The organism is Nguyenibacter sp. L1 (assembly GCF_035199985.1).
GTDB classification, from domain to species: domain Bacteria; phylum Pseudomonadota; class Alphaproteobacteria; order Acetobacterales; family Acetobacteraceae; genus Gluconacetobacter; species Gluconacetobacter vanlangensis.
Genome location: NZ_CP127015.1, coordinates 3,156,929 through 3,181,659, shown reverse-complemented (window position 1 = coordinate 3,181,659; position 24,731 = coordinate 3,156,929). Strand labels below are relative to the sequence as shown.

At 62.3% G+C, this 24,731-nt stretch carries 17 protein-coding genes; 13 read left to right on the top strand and 4 right to left on the bottom strand.

Annotated elements, in window-relative coordinates; all coding sequences use genetic code 11:
• Positions 1 to 68 precede the first annotated feature (68 nt).
• A complete protein-coding gene (locus tag QN315_RS14205) occupies positions 69 to 794 on the bottom strand; it encodes a helix-turn-helix domain-containing protein (protein ID WP_323989939.1) in 726 nt (241 codons plus the stop codon).
• Between the two features lie 38 nt (positions 795 to 832).
• Positions 833 to 1,831 carry a LysR family transcriptional regulator gene (locus tag QN315_RS14200; protein WP_323993525.1) on the bottom strand — a complete coding sequence of 333 codons (999 nt, stop codon included), beginning with the start codon at positions 1,829 to 1,831 and terminating at the stop codon, positions 833 to 835.
• A 111-nt stretch (positions 1,832 to 1,942) separates the two neighbouring features.
• Between QN315_RS14200 and QN315_RS14195 the strand changes: the two genes are divergently transcribed.
• From QN315_RS14195 to QN315_RS14165, 7 genes are all read left to right on the top strand, one after another.
• The gene (locus QN315_RS14195; protein ID WP_323989938.1) at positions 1,943 to 3,202 is read left to right on the top strand and encodes a sarcosine oxidase subunit beta family protein; all 1,260 of its coding nucleotides are present in this window, start codon (positions 1,943 to 1,945) and stop codon (positions 3,200 to 3,202) included.
• Between the two features lie 44 nt (positions 3,203 to 3,246).
• The gene (locus tag QN315_RS14190) at positions 3,247 to 3,519 is read left to right on the top strand and encodes a sarcosine oxidase subunit delta (protein WP_176638479.1); all 273 of its coding nucleotides are present in this window, start codon (positions 3,247 to 3,249) and stop codon (positions 3,517 to 3,519) included.
• On the top strand, positions 3,516 to 6,518 hold the full coding sequence (locus QN315_RS14185) for a sarcosine oxidase subunit alpha family protein (RefSeq protein ID WP_323989936.1): 3,003 nt from the start codon (positions 3,516 to 3,518) through the stop codon (positions 6,516 to 6,518). Before QN315_RS14190 ends, QN315_RS14185 begins: the two co-directional genes overlap by 4 nt.
• Positions 6,511 to 7,038 (top strand): hypothetical protein, encoded by a 528-nt coding sequence (locus QN315_RS14180; RefSeq protein WP_323989935.1) that lies wholly within the window; start codon positions 6,511 to 6,513, stop codon positions 7,036 to 7,038. The genes QN315_RS14185 and QN315_RS14180 overlap by 8 nt, the downstream gene beginning before the upstream one ends.
• A gap of 24 nt (positions 7,039 to 7,062) precedes the next feature.
• Entirely contained in the window at positions 7,063 to 7,962 is a 900-nt protein-coding gene (gene purU, locus QN315_RS14175; protein ID WP_323989934.1) for a formyltetrahydrofolate deformylase, read from the top strand.
• Between the two features lie 34 nt (positions 7,963 to 7,996).
• Positions 7,997 to 8,923 carry a bifunctional methylenetetrahydrofolate dehydrogenase/methenyltetrahydrofolate cyclohydrolase FolD gene (locus QN315_RS14170; RefSeq protein ID WP_323989933.1) on the top strand — a complete coding sequence of 309 codons (927 nt, stop codon included), beginning with the start codon at positions 7,997 to 7,999 and terminating at the stop codon, positions 8,921 to 8,923.
• A gap of 122 nt (positions 8,924 to 9,045) precedes the next feature.
• Positions 9,046 to 10,374 (top strand): ammonium transporter, encoded by a 1,329-nt coding sequence (locus QN315_RS14165; protein ID WP_408904529.1) that lies wholly within the window; start codon positions 9,046 to 9,048, stop codon positions 10,372 to 10,374.
• A gap of 59 nt (positions 10,375 to 10,433) precedes the next feature.
• Here QN315_RS14165 and QN315_RS14160 read toward each other — a convergent pair whose 3' ends face one another.
• Together QN315_RS14160 and QN315_RS14155 are read right to left on the bottom strand one after the other, a co-directional pair.
• Entirely contained in the window at positions 10,434 to 11,909 is a 1,476-nt protein-coding gene (locus QN315_RS14160; protein ID WP_323993523.1) for an NAD(P)/FAD-dependent oxidoreductase, read from the bottom strand.
• Positions 11,830 to 14,076 (bottom strand): DUF1989 domain-containing protein, encoded by a 2,247-nt coding sequence (locus QN315_RS14155; RefSeq protein WP_323989931.1) that lies wholly within the window; start codon positions 14,074 to 14,076, stop codon positions 11,830 to 11,832. Before QN315_RS14155 ends, QN315_RS14160 begins: the two co-directional genes overlap by 80 nt.
• 524 nt (positions 14,077 to 14,600) lie before the next feature.
• Between QN315_RS14155 and QN315_RS14150 the strand changes: the two genes are divergently transcribed.
• The 6 genes from QN315_RS14150 to QN315_RS14125 all read left to right on the top strand — a co-directional run bounded on the left by QN315_RS14150 (position 14,601) and on the right by QN315_RS14125 (position 24,517).
• Positions 14,601 to 16,892: a TonB-dependent receptor plug domain-containing protein gene (locus tag QN315_RS14150; RefSeq protein WP_323989930.1), complete on the top strand. Its 2,292-nt coding sequence runs from the start codon at positions 14,601 to 14,603 to the stop codon at positions 16,890 to 16,892.
• A gap of 30 nt (positions 16,893 to 16,922) precedes the next feature.
• Positions 16,923 to 17,960 carry a DUF3445 domain-containing protein gene (locus QN315_RS14145; protein ID WP_323989928.1) on the top strand — a complete coding sequence of 346 codons (1,038 nt, stop codon included), beginning with the start codon at positions 16,923 to 16,925 and terminating at the stop codon, positions 17,958 to 17,960.
• A 48-nt stretch (positions 17,961 to 18,008) separates the two neighbouring features.
• Positions 18,009 to 18,818: a LuxR C-terminal-related transcriptional regulator gene (locus QN315_RS14140; protein ID WP_323989926.1), complete on the top strand. Its 810-nt coding sequence runs from the start codon at positions 18,009 to 18,011 to the stop codon at positions 18,816 to 18,818.
• Between the two features lie 174 nt (positions 18,819 to 18,992).
• A complete protein-coding gene (locus QN315_RS14135; RefSeq protein WP_323989925.1) occupies positions 18,993 to 20,057 on the top strand; it encodes a hypothetical protein in 1,065 nt (354 codons plus the stop codon).
• Between the two features lie 378 nt (positions 20,058 to 20,435).
• The gene (locus QN315_RS14130) at positions 20,436 to 22,781 is read left to right on the top strand and encodes a TonB-dependent receptor (protein WP_323989924.1); all 2,346 of its coding nucleotides are present in this window, start codon (positions 20,436 to 20,438) and stop codon (positions 22,779 to 22,781) included.
• Complete coding sequence (locus QN315_RS14125) at positions 22,781 to 24,517, top strand: aromatic amino acid ammonia-lyase (protein WP_408904528.1); 1,737 nt, start codon at positions 22,781 to 22,783, stop codon at positions 24,515 to 24,517. Before QN315_RS14130 ends, QN315_RS14125 begins: the two co-directional genes overlap by 1 nt.
• Positions 24,518 to 24,731 lie beyond the last annotated feature (214 nt).

Below are 24,731 nucleotides of genomic sequence, written 5' to 3'. Positions count from 1 at the left end.
TGCAGCGGTCAACTATAAAGAACAATTTTTTCCTATGTGGAAAATTTTCTTCCGCCACGCGCCGGCGATCAGTCCGGCGTCCGGGCGTGCACGATGATAGACAGATAGGTCATCGGCTTTTCCAGCAGCTTTTCCGGACCGTGCGGGGCGCTGCTGTCGAACAGCAGCGCATCACCGGGCTTGAGGTGATAATTCGCCGAACCATGCCGGTAAAGGACATGACCCGACAGCATGTAGATCAGTTCGATCCCGGAGTGACGAAAATTGGTATAGGGATGCGCTTCCTCATGCAGGGTGATCAGATAGGGTTCCAGCACCACGTCGCCGCCCAGCAGATGACCCAATAGGCGATATTCGTGCCCGGCCTTGGTTCCCCGCCGTTCGATTACGACGCCCTGCCCGGCGGGAACATAGGAACAGTCGCGCTGTTCCTCCGAAGCGGAAAAAAGCTGGCTGAGCGGCACATTCAGTGCGCGCGACACCGCCTGCAGCGTCGCCAACGAGGCCGAGATCTGGCCATTTTCGATTTTCGACAACATGCTGAGCGAAATCCCGGCCGCCTGCGCGATATCCCCGCCCCGCAATTCCGCCTTGCGCCGCAACTGCCGGATCTGGTTGCCCAGCGCTTCCTCCAGCGTCATCTCGCGCACCGGGGCGGCGGTGGAACCGGTCAGCAGGTCGGCGGCGTCCTCATCGTCGCGCGTCGACACGGCATCGGCCGCCGGCCGCCGCTCGGACACGGTCCGCACCCGCGTCTTGCGGGCGGGGGAAGCGGGCCGGACTGTCTTGATCAAGGCTATGGTCCTGTAAGCAAGAAGAGACGAAACGCGGATTATAGGTCCATCACCCCGCCGTGGGAAACCACATTCACTTCGGGTTCCAGCGTCGGCAGGATCCCGCGCAGCACCGGCACCACTTCGGCATGCAGCGCCGCGCGCAGCGTGGCCGACAAGTCTCGCGGCAGCGCGCCGAATTCCCGTTCACGCGCCACGATCGTCAGCACTCGCCCCATCCTCGGCCCAGGCAGCGGCGCCCAGCGCAGGCCGGTCAGATCCAGCCCGCATTCGAACAGGCACAGCGACGTTGTGATCGCCATCGCGCCCTGGCGACAGGCGGTCAGCACGCCATAGGGGGCATCGAACTCCATGCTTACCGGCAACTCCAACCGCAACCGGCGCAGATAACGCTCGATCTCCTGCCCCGTCCGCGAGCGCAGCGAAAACCGTACAAACGGACAGACCTGGCTCAACGCCGCCAGGTCGGCCGGTGTCCTGGGCACCGGCCGGTCTTCGGGCAGCAACAACAGATAGGGTTCCCGCGCCAGCGGAAAACGCTCCAATCCATTGACGTCGGCGAAGTCGCTGACCCCCACCACGATGTCCATCTGCCGACCAAACAGGGCCGACGCATGGCTTTCCGTCAAGCCCGAATGAATGACGGCCTGGGCCGTCCGTTCCGCCAGAAAACGCGACAGCGGCGGCAGGACCGCACGCATCAGACTGTCGACGATACCGACACGGATCAGCGAAACCCGTCCGGCATGCACCTCGCGCAGCCGGTTGGCCGCCTGTCGGGCCTCCGACGTCAGGGCCAGTGCACTCTGCCGCAAAACTGCGCCCGCCGCGGTCAGCGCCAGCGGACGCACCCCTCGATCGAACAGGCGTACACCGCCCTTCGCCTCGATTTCGCCGATCACCTGAGAAACAGCGGGCTGGCTGACACCCAGATGGCGCGCCGCCGCCGCCATGCTGCCATGCTCGCAGACCGCGACAAAAACCGACAGCGCTTGCAGATCGAAGGGAAGCGGTCGCTCGCCCGCTGGTCGCGCCATGGAAAGCACCTGTCGATGCGTCATCTCATTGCATCCCCATAACTATAAAACAATCTTATGGTACTGTCGAGCGGATTCCGCCGTATATGTCGCGGAGAGCCGAGGATCAACATGACGTTCGACCGTTATTCCATATTTTCCCTGATCCGAAATGCCATATCCGGTAACCGCGACTGGACGCCGGCCTGGCGCAAGGCGGCGCCCGCACCACACTACGACGTCGTCATCATCGGCGGTGGCGGACACGGGCTGGCGACGGCCTGGTACCTGGCCAGCCGCTACGGGATCCGAAACGTCGCTGTCGTCGAACGCGGCTGGTTGGGCAACGGCAACGTCGGACGCAACACGACCATTATCCGGTCGAACTATCTGCTGCCCGGTAACCTCCCGTTCTACGAAGCATCGATGAAGCTTTGGGAAGGCCTTGAACAGGACATCAATTTCAACGCGATGGTCAGCCAACGCGGCGTGCTGAACCTGTTCCATTCCGACACCCAACGCAACGCCTATGCCCGGCGCGGCAACGCCATGCGCCTGCACGGTGTCGACGCCGAACTGCTGAATGAGGACGCGGTGCGCACGGCGCTGCCGTTCCTCGATTTCGACAACGCGCGTTTTCCGATCATGGGCGGACTGTTGCAGCCCCGTGGCGGCACGGTCCGGCATGACGCCGTCGCCTGGGGCTATGCCCGCGCCGCCGACCGGATGGGCGTGGACATCATCGAGAATTGCGAGGCGACCGGACTGCGGATCGAAAACGGTCGCATCCAGGGGGTGGAGACAACACGCGGCTATATCGTCGCCAACAAGGTCGGCATGGCCTGTGCAGGACGCTCGTCACAGGTTGCGGCCATGGCCGGCCTGCGCCTGCCGATCGAAAGTCATGTCTTGCAGGCCTTCGTATCCGAGGGGCTGAAGCCCTTCATAGACTGCGTCGTGACCTTTGGGGCCGGGCATTTCTACATCAGCCAGTCCGACAAGGGCGGCCTGGTGTTCGGCGGCGACATCGACGGCTATAATTCCTACGCCCAGCGCGGCAATCTTCCAGCGATCGAGGATGTGTGCGAAGCCGGAATGGCCCTGATGCCCCGTATCGGCCGCGTGCGCATGCTGCGGCAATGGGCGGGTCTTATGGATATGTCGATGGACGGCAGCCCGATCATCGACCGGACGCCTATCGACGGACTCTATCTCAATGCCGGGTGGTGCTATGGCGGCTTCAAGGCGACCCCGGCGTCGGGTCTCTGCTTCGCCCATCTAATCGCCCGCGACCAGCCCCATCCGGTCGCCACCGCCTATCGCCTGGACCGATTCGAACGCGGCGCGGTGATCGACGAAAAAGGTATGGGCGCCCAGCCCAATCTGCATTGAAATTCGACCCCATCCTTACAGTTCCACGCCAAGGGAAGATCACCATGCGCCTGCCCTGTCCCTCTTGCGGTCTCCGGAACAATGGCGAATTCGTCTTTCGCGGTGACGCCGCCCCGCGTCGCCCGACCCCCGACGCCCCCGACGCCGATTGGAGCGATTATGTCTATCTGCGTGACAACGTCGCCGGCCCAATGCGTGAATTGTGGTACCACACGCCGTGCCGCAGTTGGATGGTGATCACGCGCGACACGCGCACCCATGACATTCTGGGCGCGGAAGACGCGGTCAGCGCGTCCCGGACGGGTGCCGCGGCGTGACGATCCGTCAGAACGCATGCACCCGGCTCCCCGCCGGTGGGCTGATCGACCGCGACCGTCCCCTGCGTTTCCGCTTCGACGGCCGCCACTATACGGGCTTCGCCGGCGATACGCTGGCTTCGGCCCTGCTGGCCAACGGCGTCCGCCTGGTCGGCCGGTCCTTCAAGTACCATCGTCCACGCGGCATCCTGACGGCGGGGGCGGAAGAGCCGAACGCCCTCATCGAACTGCGCGAGGGCGCGCGGCGCGAGCCCAATACCCGCGCCACCATCATCGAACTGTTCGACGGGCTGGTCGCGCACAGCCAGAACCGCCTGCCCTCGCTGACCTTCGACCTGCTGTCGTTCAACCGGCTGCTCGCACCGATGCTTTCAGCGGGATTCTACTACAAGACCTTCATGTATCCGGCCGCATTCTGGGAAAAGCTCTACGAGCCGCTCATCCGTCGCGCTGCCGGGCTGGGCCGCGCCGCCACCGAGGCCGATCCGGACCGGTATGACAAGATATCGTTGTTCTGCGACATCCTGGTGGTCGGTGCCGGCCCCGCCGGGCTTGCGGCGGCCCTAACCGCCGCCCGCGGTGGCGCGCGCGTGATCCTGTGCGACGACGATTTCCGCCCGGGCGGCCGTCTGCTGTTCGATCGGGTCGAACTGGATGGCGCGCCGGCCGGACGATGGGTCGAACAGACATTGTCCGAACTCACCGCCTGCGGCAACGTCACCTTGCTGCCGCGCACCAGCGTCAATGCCACCTATGACGGCGGGGTCTATGGCGCACTGCAGCGCGTCGCCGATCATCTGCCCGTACCGGGCGCCAACCAGCCGCGCCAGCGTCTGCTGCGGATCACCGCAAAGCACTGCGTGCTGGCCACGGGTGCGATCGAACAACCCGTCATTTTCGCCGGCAACGACCGTCCCGGCGTGATGCTGGCCAGTGCCGTACGCGGCTATATCAATCGCTTCGCCGCAGTCCCCGGACGCCGCGCGGTAGTATTCGGCGCCACCGACAGCGCGCTGACCACGGCCGAAGACCTGGCCCTGGTCGGCACGCACGTCCAGGCGATCGTCGACGCTCGTCCCGGCGAATCGCCTGATATCCGTGCGCTGGCGGCCCGGCACGGCATTCCTTACTTGGCCGGGGCACGGGTCGTCGCGGCGCACGGTGCGCCTTTGCTGACCGCGGTGACGATCAGGGGGCGCGATGGCGCGACGCGGCGCGTCCGCTGCGACCTGCTGGCGGTCTCGGGCGGTTGGGCGCCGGCCCTGGGCCTGACCACCCATCGGGGTGCCCGCCCGGTCTATGACGAGGCATCATGCGCATTCCTGCCCGGCGACCTGCCGCCCGGAATGATCGCAGCCGGTGCCGTGACCGGGTTGCCGGGCACCGCCGCCGCACTGGCCGCCGGACGCGACGCGGCGCTGGCGGCGCTGGATTCCTGCGGCCTGCGTGCCCCTGCGGTCACCCTGCCGACAGCACCGGATCACGCGGGACAACCATTCGCGCTCCGGCATGCGCTCGACGATCTGGACGCTCCGCCTGGTACCGCTTTCGTGGACTTCCAAAATGACGTGACGGCCAAGGACGTCCGGCTGGCGGTACGCGAAGGCTATGCCGGCGTCGAGCACCTGAAACGCTACACCACGCTGGGCATGGCGACCGACCAGGGCAAGACCGCCAATATCAACGGGCTGGCACTGCTGGCGGCAATGACCGGCCGCACGATCGCACAGACCGGCGTCACCACCGCCCGCCCGCCCGTCCAGCCCGTGGCCATCGGAGCGCTGGCGGGCTCCCATCGCGGCCGCCACTTCCGTCCCGCGCGCCTGCCCCCTACCCATGAATGGGCCACGCGCCACAACGCGCATTTCACCACCGCCGGGCTGTGGATGCGCGCCCAGTGGTTTCCCCGCCCCGGCGAGCAGGATTGTCTGGACACCGTGAACCGCGAGGTCGCGACCGTACGCAACGCCGTCGGTTTCTGCGACGTCACCACGCTGGGCAAGATCGACATCCAGGGCCCGGACGCCACCCGGTTTATCGACCGCGTCTATTGCAATGGCTTCGCCAAACTGGCCATCGGGCGCGTGCGCTACGGCCTGATGCTGCGCGAGGACGGCTTCGCCTTCGACGACGGCACGACCGCCCGCCTGGGCTCGTCGCACTACCTGATGACCACCACGACCGCCAATGCCGCCCGGGTGATGGAACATCTCGAATATTGTGCGCAATGGCTGTTTCCCGACGATGACGTAAACCTGGTCTCGGTCACCGACGAATGGGCTCAGATTGCCCTGGCCGGTCCGCGTTCACGCGACGTCCTCCGCCGTATCGTCGATCCGGCATTCGATGTGGGGCCCGATGCATTCCCTTACATGGCGGCCACCGAGACCAGCATCTGCGGCGGGATTCCTGCCCGCCTGTTTCGCCTGTCGTTCTCGGGCGAGCTGGCGTACGAAATCGCCGTGCCGGCCCGCCACGGCGCGCGGCTGGCCGAAGCGCTGATGCAGGCGGGCGAAGAATTCGGCATCGCCCCCTATGGCACCGAGGCGCTGGGCGTCCTGCGTATCGAAAAGGGCCATCCCGCGGGGCCGGAGCTGAACGGCCAGACCACGGCCTGCGATCTGGGCTTCGGCAAGTTGCTGTCGAGCCGGAAGGATTATATCGGCGCACGCATGGCGCGACGCCCGGCGCTAACCGATCCCACCCGCCCGACCCTGGTAGGGATCCGGCCGCTGAACCCGGCCGCACCACTGGGCGCCGGCGCGCACCTGTTGCCTGACGGCGCCCCAGCAACGGCACGCGACAACCAGGGCTGGATTTCTTCGGCCGCCTGGTCCCCCACCTGTGGGTCGTGGATCGGACTCGGTTTCCTGGCTGGCGGCGCAAACCGTCATGGAGAGGTCATCGTCGCCCACGACCCGGTACGCGGCAGGGTAACGCGCGCGCAGGTCTGCCCGCCCGTCTTCGTCGATCCGCAAGGACAGCGCCTGCATGCCTGACATGTCCCCGCACGCCGTCACGATCCGTCCGCTGGCCCCCTGGCAGATCGTCGACATCGCGCCGTTTCGCTGCAACCCATCCTCCCTGGCGGCGATCCTCGCCGATGCCGGCTTTCCCGCGCCCGAGGCAGGCCGCACGGCGGTGAACGCGACCGGCCGTACCGCCTGGGCCGGCCGCGGGCACTATTTCGCCATCGCGCCGGCCGGCGCTCCCGATATCGCCGCGCGGCTGCGCCCGCTCTGCGCAGAGCGGGCCGCACTGACGACACAGGGCGACGGACGATGCGCCTTTCGCATCGGCGGTGAACGCAGCGCGGCCTTCCTTGGCTCCGCCACGGGGATCGACCTGCACCCCGGCATTTTCCGCGACGGGGACGTGGCGCTCGGCCAGATCGGGCATATCGGCGTCCATTTCTGGAGGACCGACGAAGAGGGCTTCGACTGCCTGGTATTCAGAAGCCTGGCGAACGCCCTGCATCACCATCTGACCGAAGCCGCGGCCATGTTCGCGGCGTGCTGACAGTCACGGACTGGAATGAAAACGATGAACACGATCAAGACAGCCCCGCCCTCCAACCCCGAGGCGGCGTACGGCAATTCCTACATCCTGACCCTGTCCTGCGCAAACCGCCCGGGACTGGTCGCCGCGATCAGCCAGCTTCTGTTCGAACTCGGCTATAACATTACCGAAGCCCAGCAGTTCGACGAGCAGGATAGCGGCCTGTTCTTCATGCGCATTGTCTTTTCCGCCGCCGTCGCCGACCCGACCCCGCCCGAGGCCGCGATCGGCGAACTGGCCGACCGTTTTTCGATGATGTGGTTGCTGCGCGACGTCGCGGTCCGGCCGAAAGTCATGCTGCTGGTGTCGAAATTCGACCATTGCCTGGTCGATCTCCTGTATCGCTGGCGCATCGGCGAACTGCCGATCCAGCCCGTGGGGATTATCGCGAACCATCCGGCCAGCACCTATACCCATATCGATTTCGGCAACATCCCGTTCCATTATCTGCCGGTCACGAAAGACACCAAGGCATGGCAGGAGCAGCAGATCCTGGACCTGATCCAGGCCACCGGCGCCGACCTGGTCGTGCTGGCACGCTATATGCAGATCCTGTCGAATACCATGGCCGCCGCGCTATCGGGACGCTGCATCAACATCCATCATTCCTTCCTGCCCGGATTCAAGGGCGCCAGACCCTATCATCAGGCATTCGACCGCGGCGTCAAACTCATTGGCGCCACCGCGCATTTCGTGACCCACGATCTGGATGAGGGGCCAATCATCGAACAGGACGTCGAACGCATTTCTCACGCCGACAAGCCCGACGACCTGATTCGCAAGGGCCGCGACATCGAGCGGCGAGTACTGGCCCGCGCCGTGCGCTATTATGTCGAAATGCGCGCGATCCTGAACGGCAGCAAGACGATCATCTTCCAGCCCTGAGCGTCCGTTCCGCGAAAGGATACCTTCGTTGCCTATGCCCCGTTCCGCAAACGCGTCGCTGCCTGCCCGCGTCATCGACGGCAGGGCCCATGCCGAGCGCCTGCTCGCCGACATCCGCGCCGATGTCGGCGACCTGGTCGAACGCCACGGCATCGTGCCGGGCCTGGCCGTCATCCTGGTCGGAGACGATCCGGCCAGCGACATCTATGTGCGCAGCAAGGTACGCCAAACACGGCGGGCCGGCATGCGCTCCTTCGAACATCGGCTGCCCGCCGGCGTATCCAGTGACGCGCTGCTCGACCTGATCGACCGCCTCAATGCCGATCCGGCGGTGCACGGCATCCTGGTGCAACTGCCGCTGCCCTCGCACCTCTCCAGCCCGACCATCCTTGCCGCCATCCGGCCGGAAAAGGACGTGGACGGATTTCACATCGTCAATGCCGGTAAGCTGGCGGCCGGACAGACCGACGGCGTGATCCCGTGTACTCCGCTGGGTTGCCTGATTCTGCTGCGCGCCGAACTCGGTGTGCTGTCCGGGATGAAAGCGGTGGTGGTCGGAGCCTCGAACATCGTCGGGCGGCCGATGGCGCGGCTGCTGTTGCTCAACCGCTGCACGGTCACCGTGGCCCATCTGGCGACGCGGGACCTGGCGGCCGAAACGCGCCGAGCCGATATCGTGGTGGTCGCGGCCGGCAGTCCCGATCTGATCACGCGCGACATGATCCAGCCCGGCGCCACGATCATCGATGTCGGTATCAGTCGCGTCGCGGCGGCCGGCGGCACCCGCATCGTTGGCGACGCGGACTATGAAGGGGTACGCGCGGTCGCGGGACGAATCACCCCGGTACCCGGCGGGGTCGGGCCGATGACGATCGCCTGCCTGCTGTACAACACCGCACGCACCGCCGGCCTGGCCGTCCCATCCTGGACGCCACGCATGGACCAGCAATCCCTGTTCTGACCATACATGCGCTCCGAACACGCCCGTTCATTGCTTGTGGATAACGAATTGACGGATCATGGCGCGGTGCCTAGTCTGGCCGCAGATGATGCCGTCCGGGCAAGAGACCTTACGAGAGGATCATGACCCGATTTCGCTTTCACCCGCTCCTTGTCCTCGTACCGGCATTTTTTCTGACCACGTGCCCCGTCCTGGCAGCCGACGGCGCCTCGCCTCAAAGCAGCACTTCGTTTTCAGCCGCCGACACCGCGTGGCTGATGGTGGCTTCGGTTTTCACCACGCTGATGTTGATTCCCGGGCTGGCACTGTTCTACAGCGGCATGCTGCGCAAGAAGAACGCCCTATCGGCCTCGATGCAGGCGATCTGCACCGGGGCGGTGGTCTCGCTGGTGTGGATCGTCTGCGGCTACAGCCTGGTCTTTACCGCTTCATCTCCGGTGATTGGCGGCCTGGACCAGACTTTTCTTCGTCATCTTACTCCTTTTTCGATATCTTCGGCCGCCCCGACCGTGCCGGAATTCGTCTTCGTCATGTTCGAACTAACTTTTGCGACGATCACGCCGATGATCATTCTCGGCGGACCAGCCGACCGGATGCGCTTCGATTCTGCCATGCTGTTCGTCGGACTGTGGACGCTGGCAGTCTATTGCCCGATCGCCCACATGATCTGGGGCCCCGGCGGCCTATTGCTGAGTGCCGGCGCGCTCGATTTCGCCGGCGGCACCGTGGTCCATGTCACCAGCGGCGTCGCGGGTCTGGTTGCGGCACTGATGATCGGTCCGCGCCGGGAATACGGTGTCATGGACATGGCCCCGCACAATGTCCTGCTGACTCTGCTGGGCGGATCCCTGCTGTGGGGGGGCTGGTTCTGCTTCAACGGCGGTTCGGCGCTCACAGCCGGTCCGGCGGCGGGGCTGGCCATCCTCAACAGCCAGATCGCCGCCGCCGCCGGGACCACCGCCTGGGTGCTTGGTGAATGGCGACTGCATGGCAAGCCCAGCCTGCTGGGCGCCATTTCGGGCGCCATCGCCGGACTGGTCGTCATCACGCCCGGCTGCGGCTTCGTCTCTCCGGCCAGTGCCCTGATCATGGGGATGATCGGGGGTATGGTATGCCTGTGGGGCGTCAACTGGCCGAAACGCCGCTTCCGCTATGACGATGCCCTGGATGTCTGGGCTATTCACGGGATCGGCGGCATCATGGGCGCTCTGCTGGCCGGCGTCTTCGCCACGGCACGCATGGCCGGTGCGGGACACAGCGGCGTCATCGACGGCCACTGGTGGCAACTGATCGTACAGAGCGAAGCCGTGCTCGTGGTCGTCGCGTGGACCCTGGTCGTCACCGTCCTTCTGCTTCTGCCGTTCAGATATTTTCGCAAGCTGCGCGTGTCCGAAGACCAGGAACAAAGCGGGCTGGACCTCTCGCTCCACGGCGAGACGATCCACGACTGACATGACGGGACGGTGAAGGTGAGAGGAAACGCCCGGCCGGCACGTCTCCCCCGTTCGCATCAAGCCCGCTTTGTCTCCGGCTCATTGGCCAGGAATGCCTCCATCGAATCGTCGAATGCCCGCATCCATGGCGTGTGATGCGGCGGCGCCAGCGCCCCCGTGAGTCCTGAAACATAGGACTGGTCGCGATAGTTCATGATATCGTCGACCTTGTCATGCTTCCACGCCTTGAAGGTTTCGGCAACGTGCGCCAGGTTGAAATCGGGATAATCCGTGTTGGCGATCAGGTCGCCGACATAGGCGGTCTGGAAATCGATTTCGTCATAAGCCGTTTCGGCCGCCTCCTCCTTCGCCATCCAGTCGCGCGAATCCCGGCACATCGCAGTGTCGTCGGGCAGCGCGATTCTACCCATGATAACGTCACGTATATACCATGCCTGCGCGTCGAACATATTGAAGGTATAATACTGATCCTGCATGCCGACATAGAACAGCGCCGGATTGTCGATCCAGCAGACACCCTTGTAAAGGCCCCCGGGATACAGGCGATTCCTGGTTTTCAGACGCAATTCGTCCGGCAGAAACGGAAAATGGTGCATATAGCCCGTGCACAGGACGATCGCATCGACCTGCGTCGAGGTTCCATCAGCGAAGACCGCCACGTTTCCCTTGGTTTCGACCAGAAGCGGACGTTCTTCGAACGCGTCCGGCCATTTGAATCCCATCGGCTTGCCGCGATGCGAGAAAATAATACGCTTGGCGCCATATTTATAGCACTGCGTACCGATATCCTCAGCCGAATAGGAACTGCCGATCATCATGACCGTCTTGCCGGCAAATTCGTTGGCGTCACGGAAATCATGCGCGTGTAGAATGCGGCCGGGAAAGGAATCGAAGCCCGCGAATGCCGGCACGTTGGGCACCGAAAAATGTCCGGACGCAACGATGACATGATCGAAGATTTCGGAATAGACATGCCGTTCGACCAGGTTCTCCACCGTCACGGTAAAATTCCCGTCTCCGGCATTCCACTGGACCGCGCGTACCGGCGAGCGGAAACGGATATGGTCGCGCAGTCCGCTATCACGGATCCGCCCGGTAATGTAGTCATACAGCACCGCCCTGGGGGGATAGGACGGAATTGGCCGGCCGAAATGGCGCTCGAACGAATAATCAGCGAATTCAAGGCATTCCTTCGGACCGTTGGACCACAGGAAGCGGTACATCGATCCGTGGACCGGTTCGCCGTACTCGTCCAACCCCGTGCGCCAACTGTAATTCCACAACCCGCCCCAATCCGACTGTTTTTCAAAACACACGATCTCCGGGACCTCTTCGCCTTTTCGTCCCGCCGCCTCAAACGCACGCAGTGCGGCAAGACCGCTGGCGCCGGCACCAATGATCGCTATCCGTTTTACCATGATTTTTACCACCGATACGAAGTTGAAAGACAGATCAGGCTCTGACTCGGGCTTTCTCCGGATCGTAAGCCGGGAACCGCGCCACCTGTGCGCCCAGGCGCTTCTGCTGGCCATCAAGCTTGCCGATTTCCAAACCCGTGCCGGGCGCCGACAGGCTGGCATCTATCCTGGCCAGCGCAATGGAGCATCCAAGTACAGGCGAACGGGTCGCGCTGGTCACAACCCCGACCTGCGCCCTGCCCTGGTAGACAGGATCGCCATGCGATACCGTGTCGTTCGACGCGACGTCGAGCCCGACCAGACGACGCAATGGGTGCGCCCGTCGCGTCGCCAGCGCGGCCGCGCCGACAAAATCATCGGTCTTCGACGCCGGGACCGCGAAACCGATTCCCGCCTCGAAAGGATCAGTCTCGGCGCAGAATTCATAATCAGCGAAAATCAGCCCCGCCTCGATGCGGACCATGTCCAGCGCCGTCAGGCCCAGCGGGGTCAGCCCGTGCGGCTGTCCCGCGGTCCAAACGATATCCCATACTGCGCCCGCCGTCGCGGGATGGCACCAGATCTCGAAACCCAGTTCACCAGTATAGCCGGTGCGCGAGATCACGACCGGAATACCGTGTTCGCCGCCGAGCCGCCCTATGGTGAAGCGAAACCATTTCAGCGCCGCGACCGTGGGCTGCGCCGCCGGCGTAAAGACCAGCGGCGCCAAAATATCACGGCTCAACGGTCCCTGAAGCGCGATATTGTGCAGTTGGTCGGTCGAGGCGCGGATGCTGACCGCCAGCCCCCGTTCCGCCGCCAACGCACGCAACCAGGGCCCGCAATATTCGTCGCCGCACACCAGGCGGAAAGCCTGCGGCCCCATACGAAAGATCGTGCCGTCATCCAGCATGCCGCCATGCGGGTAGCATAGCGCCGTATAGACGACCTGTCCGACGGCCAGCTTGCGGATATCGCGCGTCACGGCATATTGCAGCAATTCCTCGGCGTCCGGACCCAGAATTTCAAATTTGCGCAATGCCGACAGGTCCATCACGCAGGCCGCGCGGCGGCATGCCCAATATTCGGCAATGGGGCCATATCCGGTATAGGATTCGGGCAACCAGAATCCCTTATATTCAACGAAGCGCGCACCGCGTGCCGCCGCAGCGTGATGAAATCCGGAATCCCGTGTCATGACGGGTGGTGAGTCAGGTGTCATGCGTCGCGCCATCGCCCGTGGAAAATGATGATGCCCGTCATAGATGCGGACCTGGATGTCGGTCGGATGCCACGCATTGGCGGCGTCGATATCATCGGCGCAGGATGACGACGCGCAGATCAGGTCGGTCTTCGCCTGCAACAGCACGTAATCGCCCGGCCGAGACCAGGGTTCATCCATCGTGATCGTGCCGCAAGGGAGCACAGCGGTATTGTAGAAGAAATTGATCGCCGGCCATGCCGCGCGCGCCGCCACTCCGAACGGACCCAGCTCTCGATTGAAATTGTCTGAACAATTGTCATGGCCTGGATAACCCGCATCGTCATAATATTTCGCGCTGCATGCGGTCAGAAACGCGTCATGCCGCCCTACGGTATCCTGGATGATTTCCACCAGAGCATGGTTGCGCACGTCGAAGAATTTGGCATGCAACCCCGGCATGGGCATCGCGTGCCCCATCGCGGTCCGGGTCGCCGTCGCATCCAGCCCGTATTCCCGCCCCTCCGCCAGCGCGCCGGCGTCGAAAGCCAGGAAATCCGAACATTGGCGGCCCGAAATGTCGATGATCTGGATATAATCCCCCTTCTTCACCCGATAGGCCCGCGCGCTGGCGGCCGGAACACGCAGGTCCTGAACCGGCGGCGCCAGCGGATCGGGCAGCCGATCCCCCTCGTCCGACGCGACATGCAGTTCGACCGTGATCGCGGTGGGCGGATTCTGTTCGGATGGCGCCATAGCCGCGCCAGGCGCGGCGACCAGCACCCGTCCGTCACGGCCGATCGCCACGTCCGCCGACATGCCGGCAGGCGCATCCCGGTCGAAGGGCACGAAAGTCTCGAACGCGCCGCCAGCTTCGCGGTCCCAGACCGCCGCGATCTCCGCCGCATGGAGCACCATGCCATCCGGGACGGGGGTAGACGCGATCATGCCCGCAGGCGCCAGCAGTACGGCCGGCTGCCCGCCGTCGGGGCTGACCAACCGGACGATATCGCCGGCCCGGACGGACAGGAATCGCGCCTCCCCCCCTGCGACAAGACTGCATGATCGCACATTCCGCCCGACCAGGTCATTCCGATCCATCGCGCTGTCCCATCCACGCTGCCCGGTTTCAGTCTATTTTCGTACGCGCATACCCTGCAATCGTGCCAACCGGCATCATTGCAAGCGACCATCGGGCCGGAGCCGCCGACAAAAAATGTTATGTCCCAAATCGTTGCCTTTTCTCGCCCGCAAGGTATCAGACTTTCTTATACATAAAAAACATTTCTTGGCATTCAAGGTCACAGACCATATCTTTGGTTACGGAAACGAATCACCCATTGCGACGTGATCGCTCCGACGCATGAAACTGAAGGTTGTGACGCCGGCGTTCGATATCATGGAAAGGGCTGGCCCATATGGCAGTCAGGATCGGTTCGACGACCCTATTGGTAATCGCGACGACGTCCCTCATTTCGTTGCCGCTGATGCTGCCCACGCCCTTGCAGGCAGCCACCCGTAACGACGGAAAACCCCGCGGAGCGACACAGCGAAACGCGACATTGAAATCCTCTACCCGGGCGGGACGTCGCCCCGCGACGCGCCTGGCCGCCGATGATGAATCGGTGTCGGTCACCGCACGTGCGCACGAAGCGCGCAATACGGAAAACGTCGTCTCACGCGCGGCGATCGAACAGCTCGCCCCCGGCACGAACGTCCTCAAGGCCGTGGGGCAATTGCCCGGCGTCAGTTTCAGTTCCTCCGACCCGCTGGGCATCGATACCTGGGGAGCCAGCGTCTATATGCGCGGCTTCTTCCAGAACCAGTTGGGCGTGACCCTGGATGGCATTCCGCTCAACGACCAGGGCTACGGCAACGTCAATGGCCTCAACGTCGCCAATGCGGTCATCACGGCGGACATCGCCAATGTCTCGGTATCGCAGGGCGGCGGCGCGCTGGACGTGCCGTCCAACACCAATCTCGGCGGCGCGATGCAATTCTCCACCGCCGACCCGAAGCACAAGGCCGGGGCGATCATCGAACAAGGTTTCGGTTCCTATGGCATGGAACATACGTATATCCGCCTCGATAGCGGCGACCTGAACCACACGGGTACGCGCGCCTTCGGATCCTATTCACGCAATTACGAGGAAAAATACGACTCCCCCAGTTCCGGAATTCTACAGCAGGCGGACGGAAAGTTGGTCCAGCCCCTGGGAGCGGACAGCATCATGTCGGCCTTCTTCAACTGGTCCGAGGCACAGGTCTGGGTCCATGCCGACAAATCGTTCGACATTCTCAACAAGCTCGGCTGGCGGGTCGAGGACCTCTATCCGAACTACGCGGCGGCCTATGCCGCCGCGAACTGGGTCGCCTATTGCGGCGGCCTGGCCCCGTCCTGCGCCACACCACCGGGCGTGCTTGGCGGCGCCGGCCTGCCCGCGGGATGGTTCAACACCAACGCGCAAGCCGGCGTCGCATTCTATGATGGCGGACAAACTTCGATCGACTATCTCGGCGGGCTGAATTTCGATATCGCGATCAATGATCGCCTGCGCTGGAAAGCCACGATCTACGGCCACAGCGACACGCAGTACCAGACATACGGCGATCCCTACCAGCCTTCGGCCACCGGCGCGCCCCTGTCCGAGGAAGTCTGGCAACCCCGGCAGGAACGCTACGGTTTCCAGACATCACTGCACTATTTTGTCGGTCGCCATGCAATCAGTACCGGCGTCTGGTTCGAAAACAACAATCAGCAATTCGCCCTGTTCTGGTACAACGAGCCGCTTCTGGGCCACGGCGCGCCATTGAAGACGATCGGGCCCTATGACGTCTATGGCCGGGCCTTCCTCCAGGATGTCGGCTATCAGTGGAACACCAACTCGTTCCAGTACTACGCCATGGATGTCTGGCGCCCTCTGCGCAACATCAGCGTAACCTACGGCTTCAAATCTCTGGTGCAGACAACGTCGGGCGGGGCAGATTACAACAACCCCGAATTCAATTACGGTCCCCTGGCCAATGGCAGCATGACCGCGGCCGGCGGCTTCCTCCCCCATGTGAACCTGGACTGGCACTTTGCCCAAGGGCATGAACTCTATTTCGACATGGCCGAGAATATGCGTCCCTACAGCGTCAGCGGCGCCGCCAGCCTGGGCGCCGTCGGATCGCCCTGGAACGTCGCCGTACCTGCCCCCACCAACGGCCAGATGCCGCCACAAACCTCCCAGGACCTGTTCAAGACGCTACAGCGAACCCTGCATCCCGAACGCGACTGGGATTTCGTCCTCGGCTATCGCTATACCGGCAAGCTCATCTCGGTGACGGCGGATGCCTACCATGCTGACCTCTACCATCATCTGATCTCGGCCTCGCTCGGCACGCTGAACGCGCCGGTGACGACGGTGCTCGACACCCATCACGCCGACATGTGGGGGGCCGATGCCGCAGCGACGCTCCGCCCGCTTCCGCGCCTCGCCATTACCAATACGTTCAGCTACAATCGTTTCACCTATGACACTCCCGTCAATCTGTGCACCGGCGGCATGGTCTGCAACCTTCAGGGCAAGCGGCTCAGCGGCTATCCGGCCTTCATGTACAAGGCCGACGCCTCTTATAGTTGGGGCCGCCTCCTGGTTCATTTCGGCGCGAACTATTATTCCGCGCGGCCCTTCTCACTGATGAACGATACCAGCGTTCCGGCCTATTGGCTGTCCGACCTGGGCGCGCGATACCTGCTCGGGAATTACGGCATGATGAAGAACCTGACCGTCAGCTTCAACGTCTATAACACGTTCAACGCCAAATATATCGCGATGATGGGCGAAAACGGTTTCCCCGTCAGCGGTGACGCCCAGTCGATGGAACGCGGCGCCGTGCGTCAGTTCTTCGGCACCGCACGAGCGGAATTCTGATTGTCCCGCATACCGCGAACGGAGACCGCAATGCCTGAACCCTTGCCCCCTCCTCTCCTGGTGAACAGCGACAAAACGATCCTGCGTTTTCCCTATCCGTTTCCCGAAGACAGCTACATGTATTCCTTCAACGTCGAACCGCACACGCCCTCGGCGCGGGCGGAATCGATGCGCGCCGCCTTCGACATCGACGAACATTACCTGACCGAATGCCGGCAAAAAGCTGGAATTCTGGCCGAAGACCCCCGGCGCTGCCTCATTCTGCCGCACATGGAGCAGGCGCAGTGGGATTTTCTCGAACTGGCGATGACATCGCTTGCCGCCGATTATCCCCACCATTTCACCCTGGAACGCAACGGCGGACATTGGCGATGGATCAACCGGCTGCTGGACATCGACCATGCCTTCACCTTCGGTGACCCGGCTGGTTTCGACGAAGCGCCATTCCGCTTCATCGCGCGACAGATGCAGGGCGACATGGTGTTGCTGGATCAGCGCGACAACACTCTCTGGATGGATGCAGGCATGGTGACCGGTGCGGCCGACTGGTCTCTGAAATTTGATGTCGGCATGTCTTTTCACCAATGGCATGCCCCGGTGCCCAAGGCGCATGAACTTGGAGTGTTCGACCGCGCACTGCGATATCTGCTGATGCTCCGCCATGATCATCCGGTACGCCGGCTGAACTGGACGATGACGGTCAATCCGTGGCTCGACACATCGGCGGAAAACTACACGATCTGGGGGCCGGACCGCGCGACCGTCACCCTGGACGACGTGGCCGACCGGGTCCACCTGCGCGTGGAACTGCAGGCCCTCTTCCGCCTGCCGCGCTCGCATGCGCTGGCGTTTTCGATCCGCACCTACCTCCTGCCACTGCGCGACATCGTGCGCGTACCGAAATGGCGCGCCCGGCTGCATCGGGTCCTGCGCGATCTCGACCCCGCGCTGTCGACATATAAGGGACTGGACCTATACCGACAGGTCACGGTAAAGTTCCTGTCGCGTTACGACGACGGAACCCCACTTTCCCCTGGCATCCAGCATGACGCGACCGGACTTGTCTGATCGGCGCGGTATCTTGGGCCACCAGATTTCACGGAGGAACCGGGAAACGTGCATCAAGGGACGGCATCACCCGCGATGATCGCGATGCCGGGCTCCTGCGCCTGGTTTCAGCAAGCCGGAACCGCCGCAGCCTCGATCGGGTCGGACATTTTCTATGTCCATCTCCTGTCGCTGCTCGGGCTGGTGGTCCAGCATTGCTCGACCTGGATCATCACCTATTCAGACCAAAACCCGCCCGACGTGTTCCATACCGCCGGCGTCAAGAAACGGACGCTGACCAGCTACTGCCGTGATTTTTATGAGGTCGATCCGTTCTGGCAGGTCTCGCGGCTCCGTCGGGACGCCGAGGTCCTGACGCTGGAAACATTGGACCCGTCGGTCAAAAGTGCCCGCTATACCGAAGCTTTCCGCGGCGACGCGGGATTCCGGGACGAATTGGGGGTATTGCTGCCCAGTACCCCCGGCCGGGCCGTCAGCCTGTTCCTGCAGCACGACGCCAGGATGTTCAGCCCCCGAGACATCGCCGCGGTGCGCAAGGTCATGCCCCTGATCGTGGGAATGCACCGCGCGCATTTGAGCACCCGGACCGACAGGCAGCCGGTGCCCCCCTCCTGCCCGCCATCCCGGGCTGGCGATGACGCACACGATCCATGGTCCGATCTGGCCACGCGCCTCACCCCGAGAGAGCAGGATTTAATCGCCCTTATCATGCGCGGCCGCAATACCGGTGAGATCGCCCAGGCATTGCAGATCTCAAAAGGCACGGTCAAGAACTACCGGTTACGCCTCTATCGCAAGGCGAACGTGACATCCGAACGCGCCCTTGTCTCGACCCTGCAACGAACAGGAATGTTCTGATCCCTGGCCCGATGGCCCCACGTGTCTGCGGAACACCGCGCGGGTCAATAAGACAAACTTATAACCATGAATCCCGATATTACCATTACGGTTCAATATTGAACGAACGGCTACACCGCTGCACTGCGCGCCGGCCGGTCCGATCCGATGGCAAGGAACAGGAAAGGTACAGAGATGCTCGCACAAGACGATATTTATCCCACTTCGGCACCGCCCGGATATGAATATGTGCTTCGGGACGAACCGGCCTTTGATCCGACCATTCACCTGCAGTTGGAATATCCCGAAAAAATCTGGATGCTGTCCGATCTGGGATATGATGAGCATTTCATATCGCGCTTCGCGTCGCCAGTCGCTGCAACCAGCCCGGCCCGCCTTCTGAGCGACGAGGGTATCGCGGTTCTTGAAGACATCACCCGCAAGCTGCAACCCTATATCCGCTACGATAGTGCGGGCCCCCGCGTGCCGGCGGCGCTCCGCGGCACAACCCACCGTTCGCGCTTCATTCGCGACCTCTGCCTGTCACCGGACATCACGGCGTTTTTTTCGGAGATGTTCCAGACCTCGCTCCTGCCCCATACCATCACCCACCAGCAGGGGCACATGAATTTTCAGCCAAGAGAACTCTCGAAGGAGGTCGATACCTGGCATCACGACGCAACCGCCTTCGACTGGGTGCTGATGGTCCACGATCCCAATGCGCTGCAAGGCGGCCGGTTCCAGATATTCGAAGGCACCAGGCAGGAAGGATGGGAACTGATTCGCTCGGGCAAAAGCATTCCCGAGGACCGGATCATCACGCCCGACTTTCCCGGCCCCGGCTATGCGTGCTACATGCAGGGCTGCACGGTCTTTCACCGGGCCTCGCGCCTGGAGGAACTAGGTTTCCGCAGCAGCCTGGTGCAGAGCTATGTGTCCCGGAATGTCAAGGTTCCCGATCCGAACCGCATCGAATGGGTCGAAATTTCCGAGCACGGCGCTCAGGACCGGAACTATATGCTGGAACGCCAATGCGCGGCCGCCGAATGGGCGCGTCATCGATCCTGGGTCGCGCGTCACCGATTAAACGAACTGCTGGCGGAAATGCCATTCGACGCCACACCCGAACAGGTCTCACAGGCCCTGCGGCACGTCGTGGGCGATCTCAATGACCTGATTGCCTTACTGCAGCACGGTCCCGTTTCCCGCCAGGAAGCCCATCGCCTGCGAGACGCGCTGGATCTGGCGCAACTTGCCTAGAACATCTTCACCCGTTCAAACGGAATAGTTTGAACGGGTAAAAATACTCGCCAGAACAATGCGCTAATGCCGACGACGGCCGAGGGACATGTTCCCGGCCGGACTCTCACCCACGCGCCTGCCACATATCCTGACTGCTGTCATCACAATCCGTTTCCACCCTTCACTCCATCCCGGCCCTATGGACCGGAGCAGGTTTTCATCAGAAGCATGACGAAGGACATATTATGTTCAGGAAATTTATTTTCCTCTTAGAAACAAAATTCGCTTGAAACGAGCCTGGGATGCTCTGTATTTTGTTACGATTCCAAATCATAATCGAAGCGGACAACGCCAAATATTCCATGCCTACACTGGTTTCCGCAAAATGAGGCGATCATGCGTTTCAGAGGTTTCAGGACGGTTCTTTTTGCCAGCGTAGCTTTGGTGCCATGCGCCGCGATTGCCGCGATGCAGCCTGTCGCCCCGCAATCGGCGCGCAAGGCAGATACGCGGAAAGGTGCGGCAAGACCGTCTGCATCCGTGCCCAAACGGGCCGCGGCCATTACTACGGAAGACATCCAGGTCTTTGGCGGCGGCTCGACACGGCAAATGGCAACCATCAGTAGCAGCGAATTGCGCCGCTCCGCTCCCGGCACCAGCGCCATGAAGGTCCTGGCCCGTCTGCCCAGCGTGAATTTCATGTCCGCCGATCCATTTGGGGCCTATGAATGGTCGACCCGGATCACCGTGCGCGGCTTCGCACAGGATCAGCTTGGCTTTACCTTGGATGACATCCCTCTGGGGCCGATGGAATACGATACCGAACGCGGCATCAATGTGAACCGTACAGTCCTGAGCGAGAATATCCGCAGCACCACAGTCTCGCAGGGTGCAGGGTCGGTCGAAGTCCCGTCGCTGAGCAACCTGGGCGGCACGATGCAATTCTATACCGCCGATCCCAGCCTGAAACCCGGTGGCACCGTACAGCAGACCTTCGGCAGCAACGACACGTTCCGTACCTTCGCGCGGGTCGACAGCGGTGCACTGAACGGTTCCGGCACACGCTTTTTCCTGTCCTACGCCCATTCCACCTTGGACAAATGGAAGGGGGCTGGTTCGAACCTCTATGATCAGATCAATGCGAAGCTGGTCCAGCCGTTCGGCGACCATACGACCTGGACGACCTATTTCGACTGGAGCGACCGCAAGGAAATCGACTACCAGGATCTGTCGATGAACTATATTCATATACTGGGACCGAACTGGGACAATTATTATCCCGATTACGCCGCTGCCTACAACGCCGCGCTCGGCACCTACACCCGCGGCGAAAATAAAACGAACGACGCACTCGACGCCGCATATTACGCCGGGTCGGGCCTGCGACAGGATTTCGTCGGTTCAACCACGCTGGATACGGCGCTGGGCCATGGCATGACCTGGCGCACTACAGCGTATGCGATCGCCGATGCCGGCTTCAGTACCTGGGTGACGCCGTACACGCCGTCACCCAATGGTGCACCGCTGAGCATGCAGGGGCGTGACGAAGGCGGACAGCGTTATGGTCTCGTTAGCAATTTCGCCTGGCGTTACATGCGGAATGATTTTCACACTGGAATATGGTTCGAAAACAATAATTACATCCAGAACCGTCGCCTCTATCAGGAACCGCTTCTGGGTCAGGGCCAGCCGCTCAGCCCCTATGTATGGCAGAATACCCAGAACGCGTTTCTGGATGAATGGGGCTACGTCTTCAATACCAATACGTTTCAGTTTCATCTGTACGACACATACCGGGTGCTGCCGAATCTTCAGGTCAACGCAGGTTTCAAATCGTTGGTCTCGACCACGCGCAGCGGAATTCTGTTCAACAATCCAGCCTTCACCGGCCAGGATACGCTGCCCTCCGGCGGCCTGACAGCAGCCGCAGCCTTCCTGCCGCAGGTCAGCGCGAGTTGGAAGGTTACGTCGCACGACGAACTGTTCTTCGACGTCTCGAAGAACATGAGCACCTTCTCTTTCAGCGGCTGGAATCAAGGCTCGCCGTTCGGCATCACCGACGCGAACGCGTTTCGCCAGGAACAGAAATCACTCAAGCCACAAACCGCATGGGTGTACGAAGCCGGATACAGAATCCACCGCCGTTGGTTCGACGGCTTGCTGACCGGCTACCGGGCCAATTTCTCCAACCGCCTTCTGACCATTGCGCAGGGATCGATCATCAATTCCTACGCCACGGTGCAGAATGTCGGCGGTGTCACCATGAACGGGCTGGAGGTTAGCGGCACGATCCACTTCCCCCGGCATATTTCCTGGTACAACAGCTTCAGTTGGAACCGCGCCACTTATGACAACAACTACACGACCTCGTCGGGTGTGGCGCAGGTCCGAGGCAAGCAGGCCCCGAACATGCCGATTCTGATGTGGAAAAGCCAGATTTCCTATCGCTACAAAGGATTTTCCACCGATATTGACGAAAACTATGAAGGCCATCGCTACGTCGATTACATGAATACAGTTGCAGCGCCGCATTATTTCATCACCAATTTCGGGGCTAGCTATGATTTCGGCCAGTTGGGGGCACTACGGAACCTGTCGCTCCAGCTCAACATCTACAACCTGCTGGGCCAGAAATGGATCGCGGTGGTTGGCGAGGAAGGAAATCCGCTCCAGGGCGATTACCAATCCTTCATGCCTGGCGCGCCCAGGCAGTTCTTCGGAACGATTTCGGCGCATTTCTGATGACAGAAGAGAGAGTCAGGACGATGTTCCGGAATCATTCCTTCCGCTCGCGCGCCGCTGGCACGCTGGCCATGCTGCTGTCCCTCGCCGTTGCGCCGTCGGCTCGCGCCTATCATCCGATCACGTCGACGGCAGGCTCGACGGTGGTCCTGACCGGCCATGACCTGACGCTGGACCAGTTGATGCGCATCGCGCGTGACGGCGCGCCGGTTTCGCTGTCCCCGTCGGCACGGCAACGGTCGCAGGACGCCTATGACCTGCTGCTGGAAGCGGCGCGGGAGGGCGTGCCAGTCTATTGGTTCAACCGCGGCGCCGGTGACCAGCGCGAAGTCTCGATCTTTACCGGCGATCCGTTGGCCCCCGCCAACAAGGCATTGCTTGAGAAAATCCAGCTCGACCGTTTCCGGCGCGAAGGCCGCTCCTGGTCGGGGGCCGAAGTCGACGATGAAGCCCTGGTCCGCGCCGTGATGGCCATCCGCGCCAATACCATGAGCTACGAGGCTGCAAGCCCGCCTTTAACCCAGATGCTGCAGGATCTGCTTAACCACCGGGTCACGCCGGTCATACCGCTGCGCGGGTCACTGGGCGAGGGCGACCTTGCTGTCATCGCCGCGATCGGCGCGACAATGGTCGGGGAAGGCGACGCCTATTATCACGGCGAACGGATGAAGGCGATTGAGGCCCTGCGCAGGGCGGGCCTTCGCCCGCTGCAACCATTCGCAGCCGACGATGCCGCGCTGATCAGTTCCGATGCCTACGCGGTGGCACGGGCGGCGATAGCGGTGGAAAAGGCCCGCCGGGCGCTGGATTGGGCGGACCTGGCGCTGGCGATCGACTTGCAGGGGATGAACAGCAGCATCACGCCCCTGTCCTCCCCTGTGCAGGCCGCGCGTCCCTACACATGGCTGAACCGTGACGCGGCGCGTGTCCTGGGCCTGCTCAGGGGCAGCTACCTCATGGACAACGATCCGCATCGCATCATCCAGGACCCCGAGAGCCTGCGTGCGTCGTCCATCCGCCAGGGTTCCGCCTGGCAAGCCTGGGCCGTGCTGCGCGATACGGTTCTTCTTGCGATGAACAGTTCGGATCACAATCCGGCCACCCGGGTCGGGGTGTCGCCGGGGGATTCCTGGGAACTGTCGACGCCGCAGATGATGCGCTACTATGTGCGGGGCAGCGACGCGGACCGACACCTACATGGTTATGTCCTGTCGAATGCCAATTGGGACCCCTATCCGCTGGCGAACCAAGTAGAAGCCATGACCATCGCGCTGGGGAACATGGACGTGGCAGTGACACAACGGCTTTATCGTTTCGACAACACGTTGTTCACCGTCGTCTCGCCGCATGACGTGCTGTCGCCCGACCAGGTGCTGCAACATTCCGGCTTCCGCAGCGACTATACCGCCGCCGATATTTTTCAGGACGTGCAGGGGCAGATGAATCCGGTTTCGCCGGAAGGCAACGCGATCATCGCGACGGTTGAGGATCTTCAGGCGCAGACCTATCTGAAAACCGTTCGCCTGCATGACACGGTGGAGGATACGATCCATCTTCTGGCCCTTGACCTGACCACCGGATGCGACTGGATGACGTTGCGCCGTATCCAGAATCCCAAGCGCGGCTTTGGCGCGGCGAGCATGGCCCTCTGCCGAGATCTGGACGGCACGATGACCGATCGCGTCGCATTCATCAACGTTACCGATCCAGCCCGTTATCTCGATCACGGGATTTAAAAATGGTAACGGTCCCGGAACGGAAACGCACCGAACTTACCGCGGCATGATACGCTGCGCCGCCGAAATATATCCCGACCGTTGCGGTTAGACCATCCATTCCACAGCCGAATGACCGTTACGTTATCTTCTCGAAATATCTGATCAGATACGATTGTAATGAAATCTCGTCCCGAGCGTCCTTTACTGTTGCCGGATCGAAGAACGCGTTCGT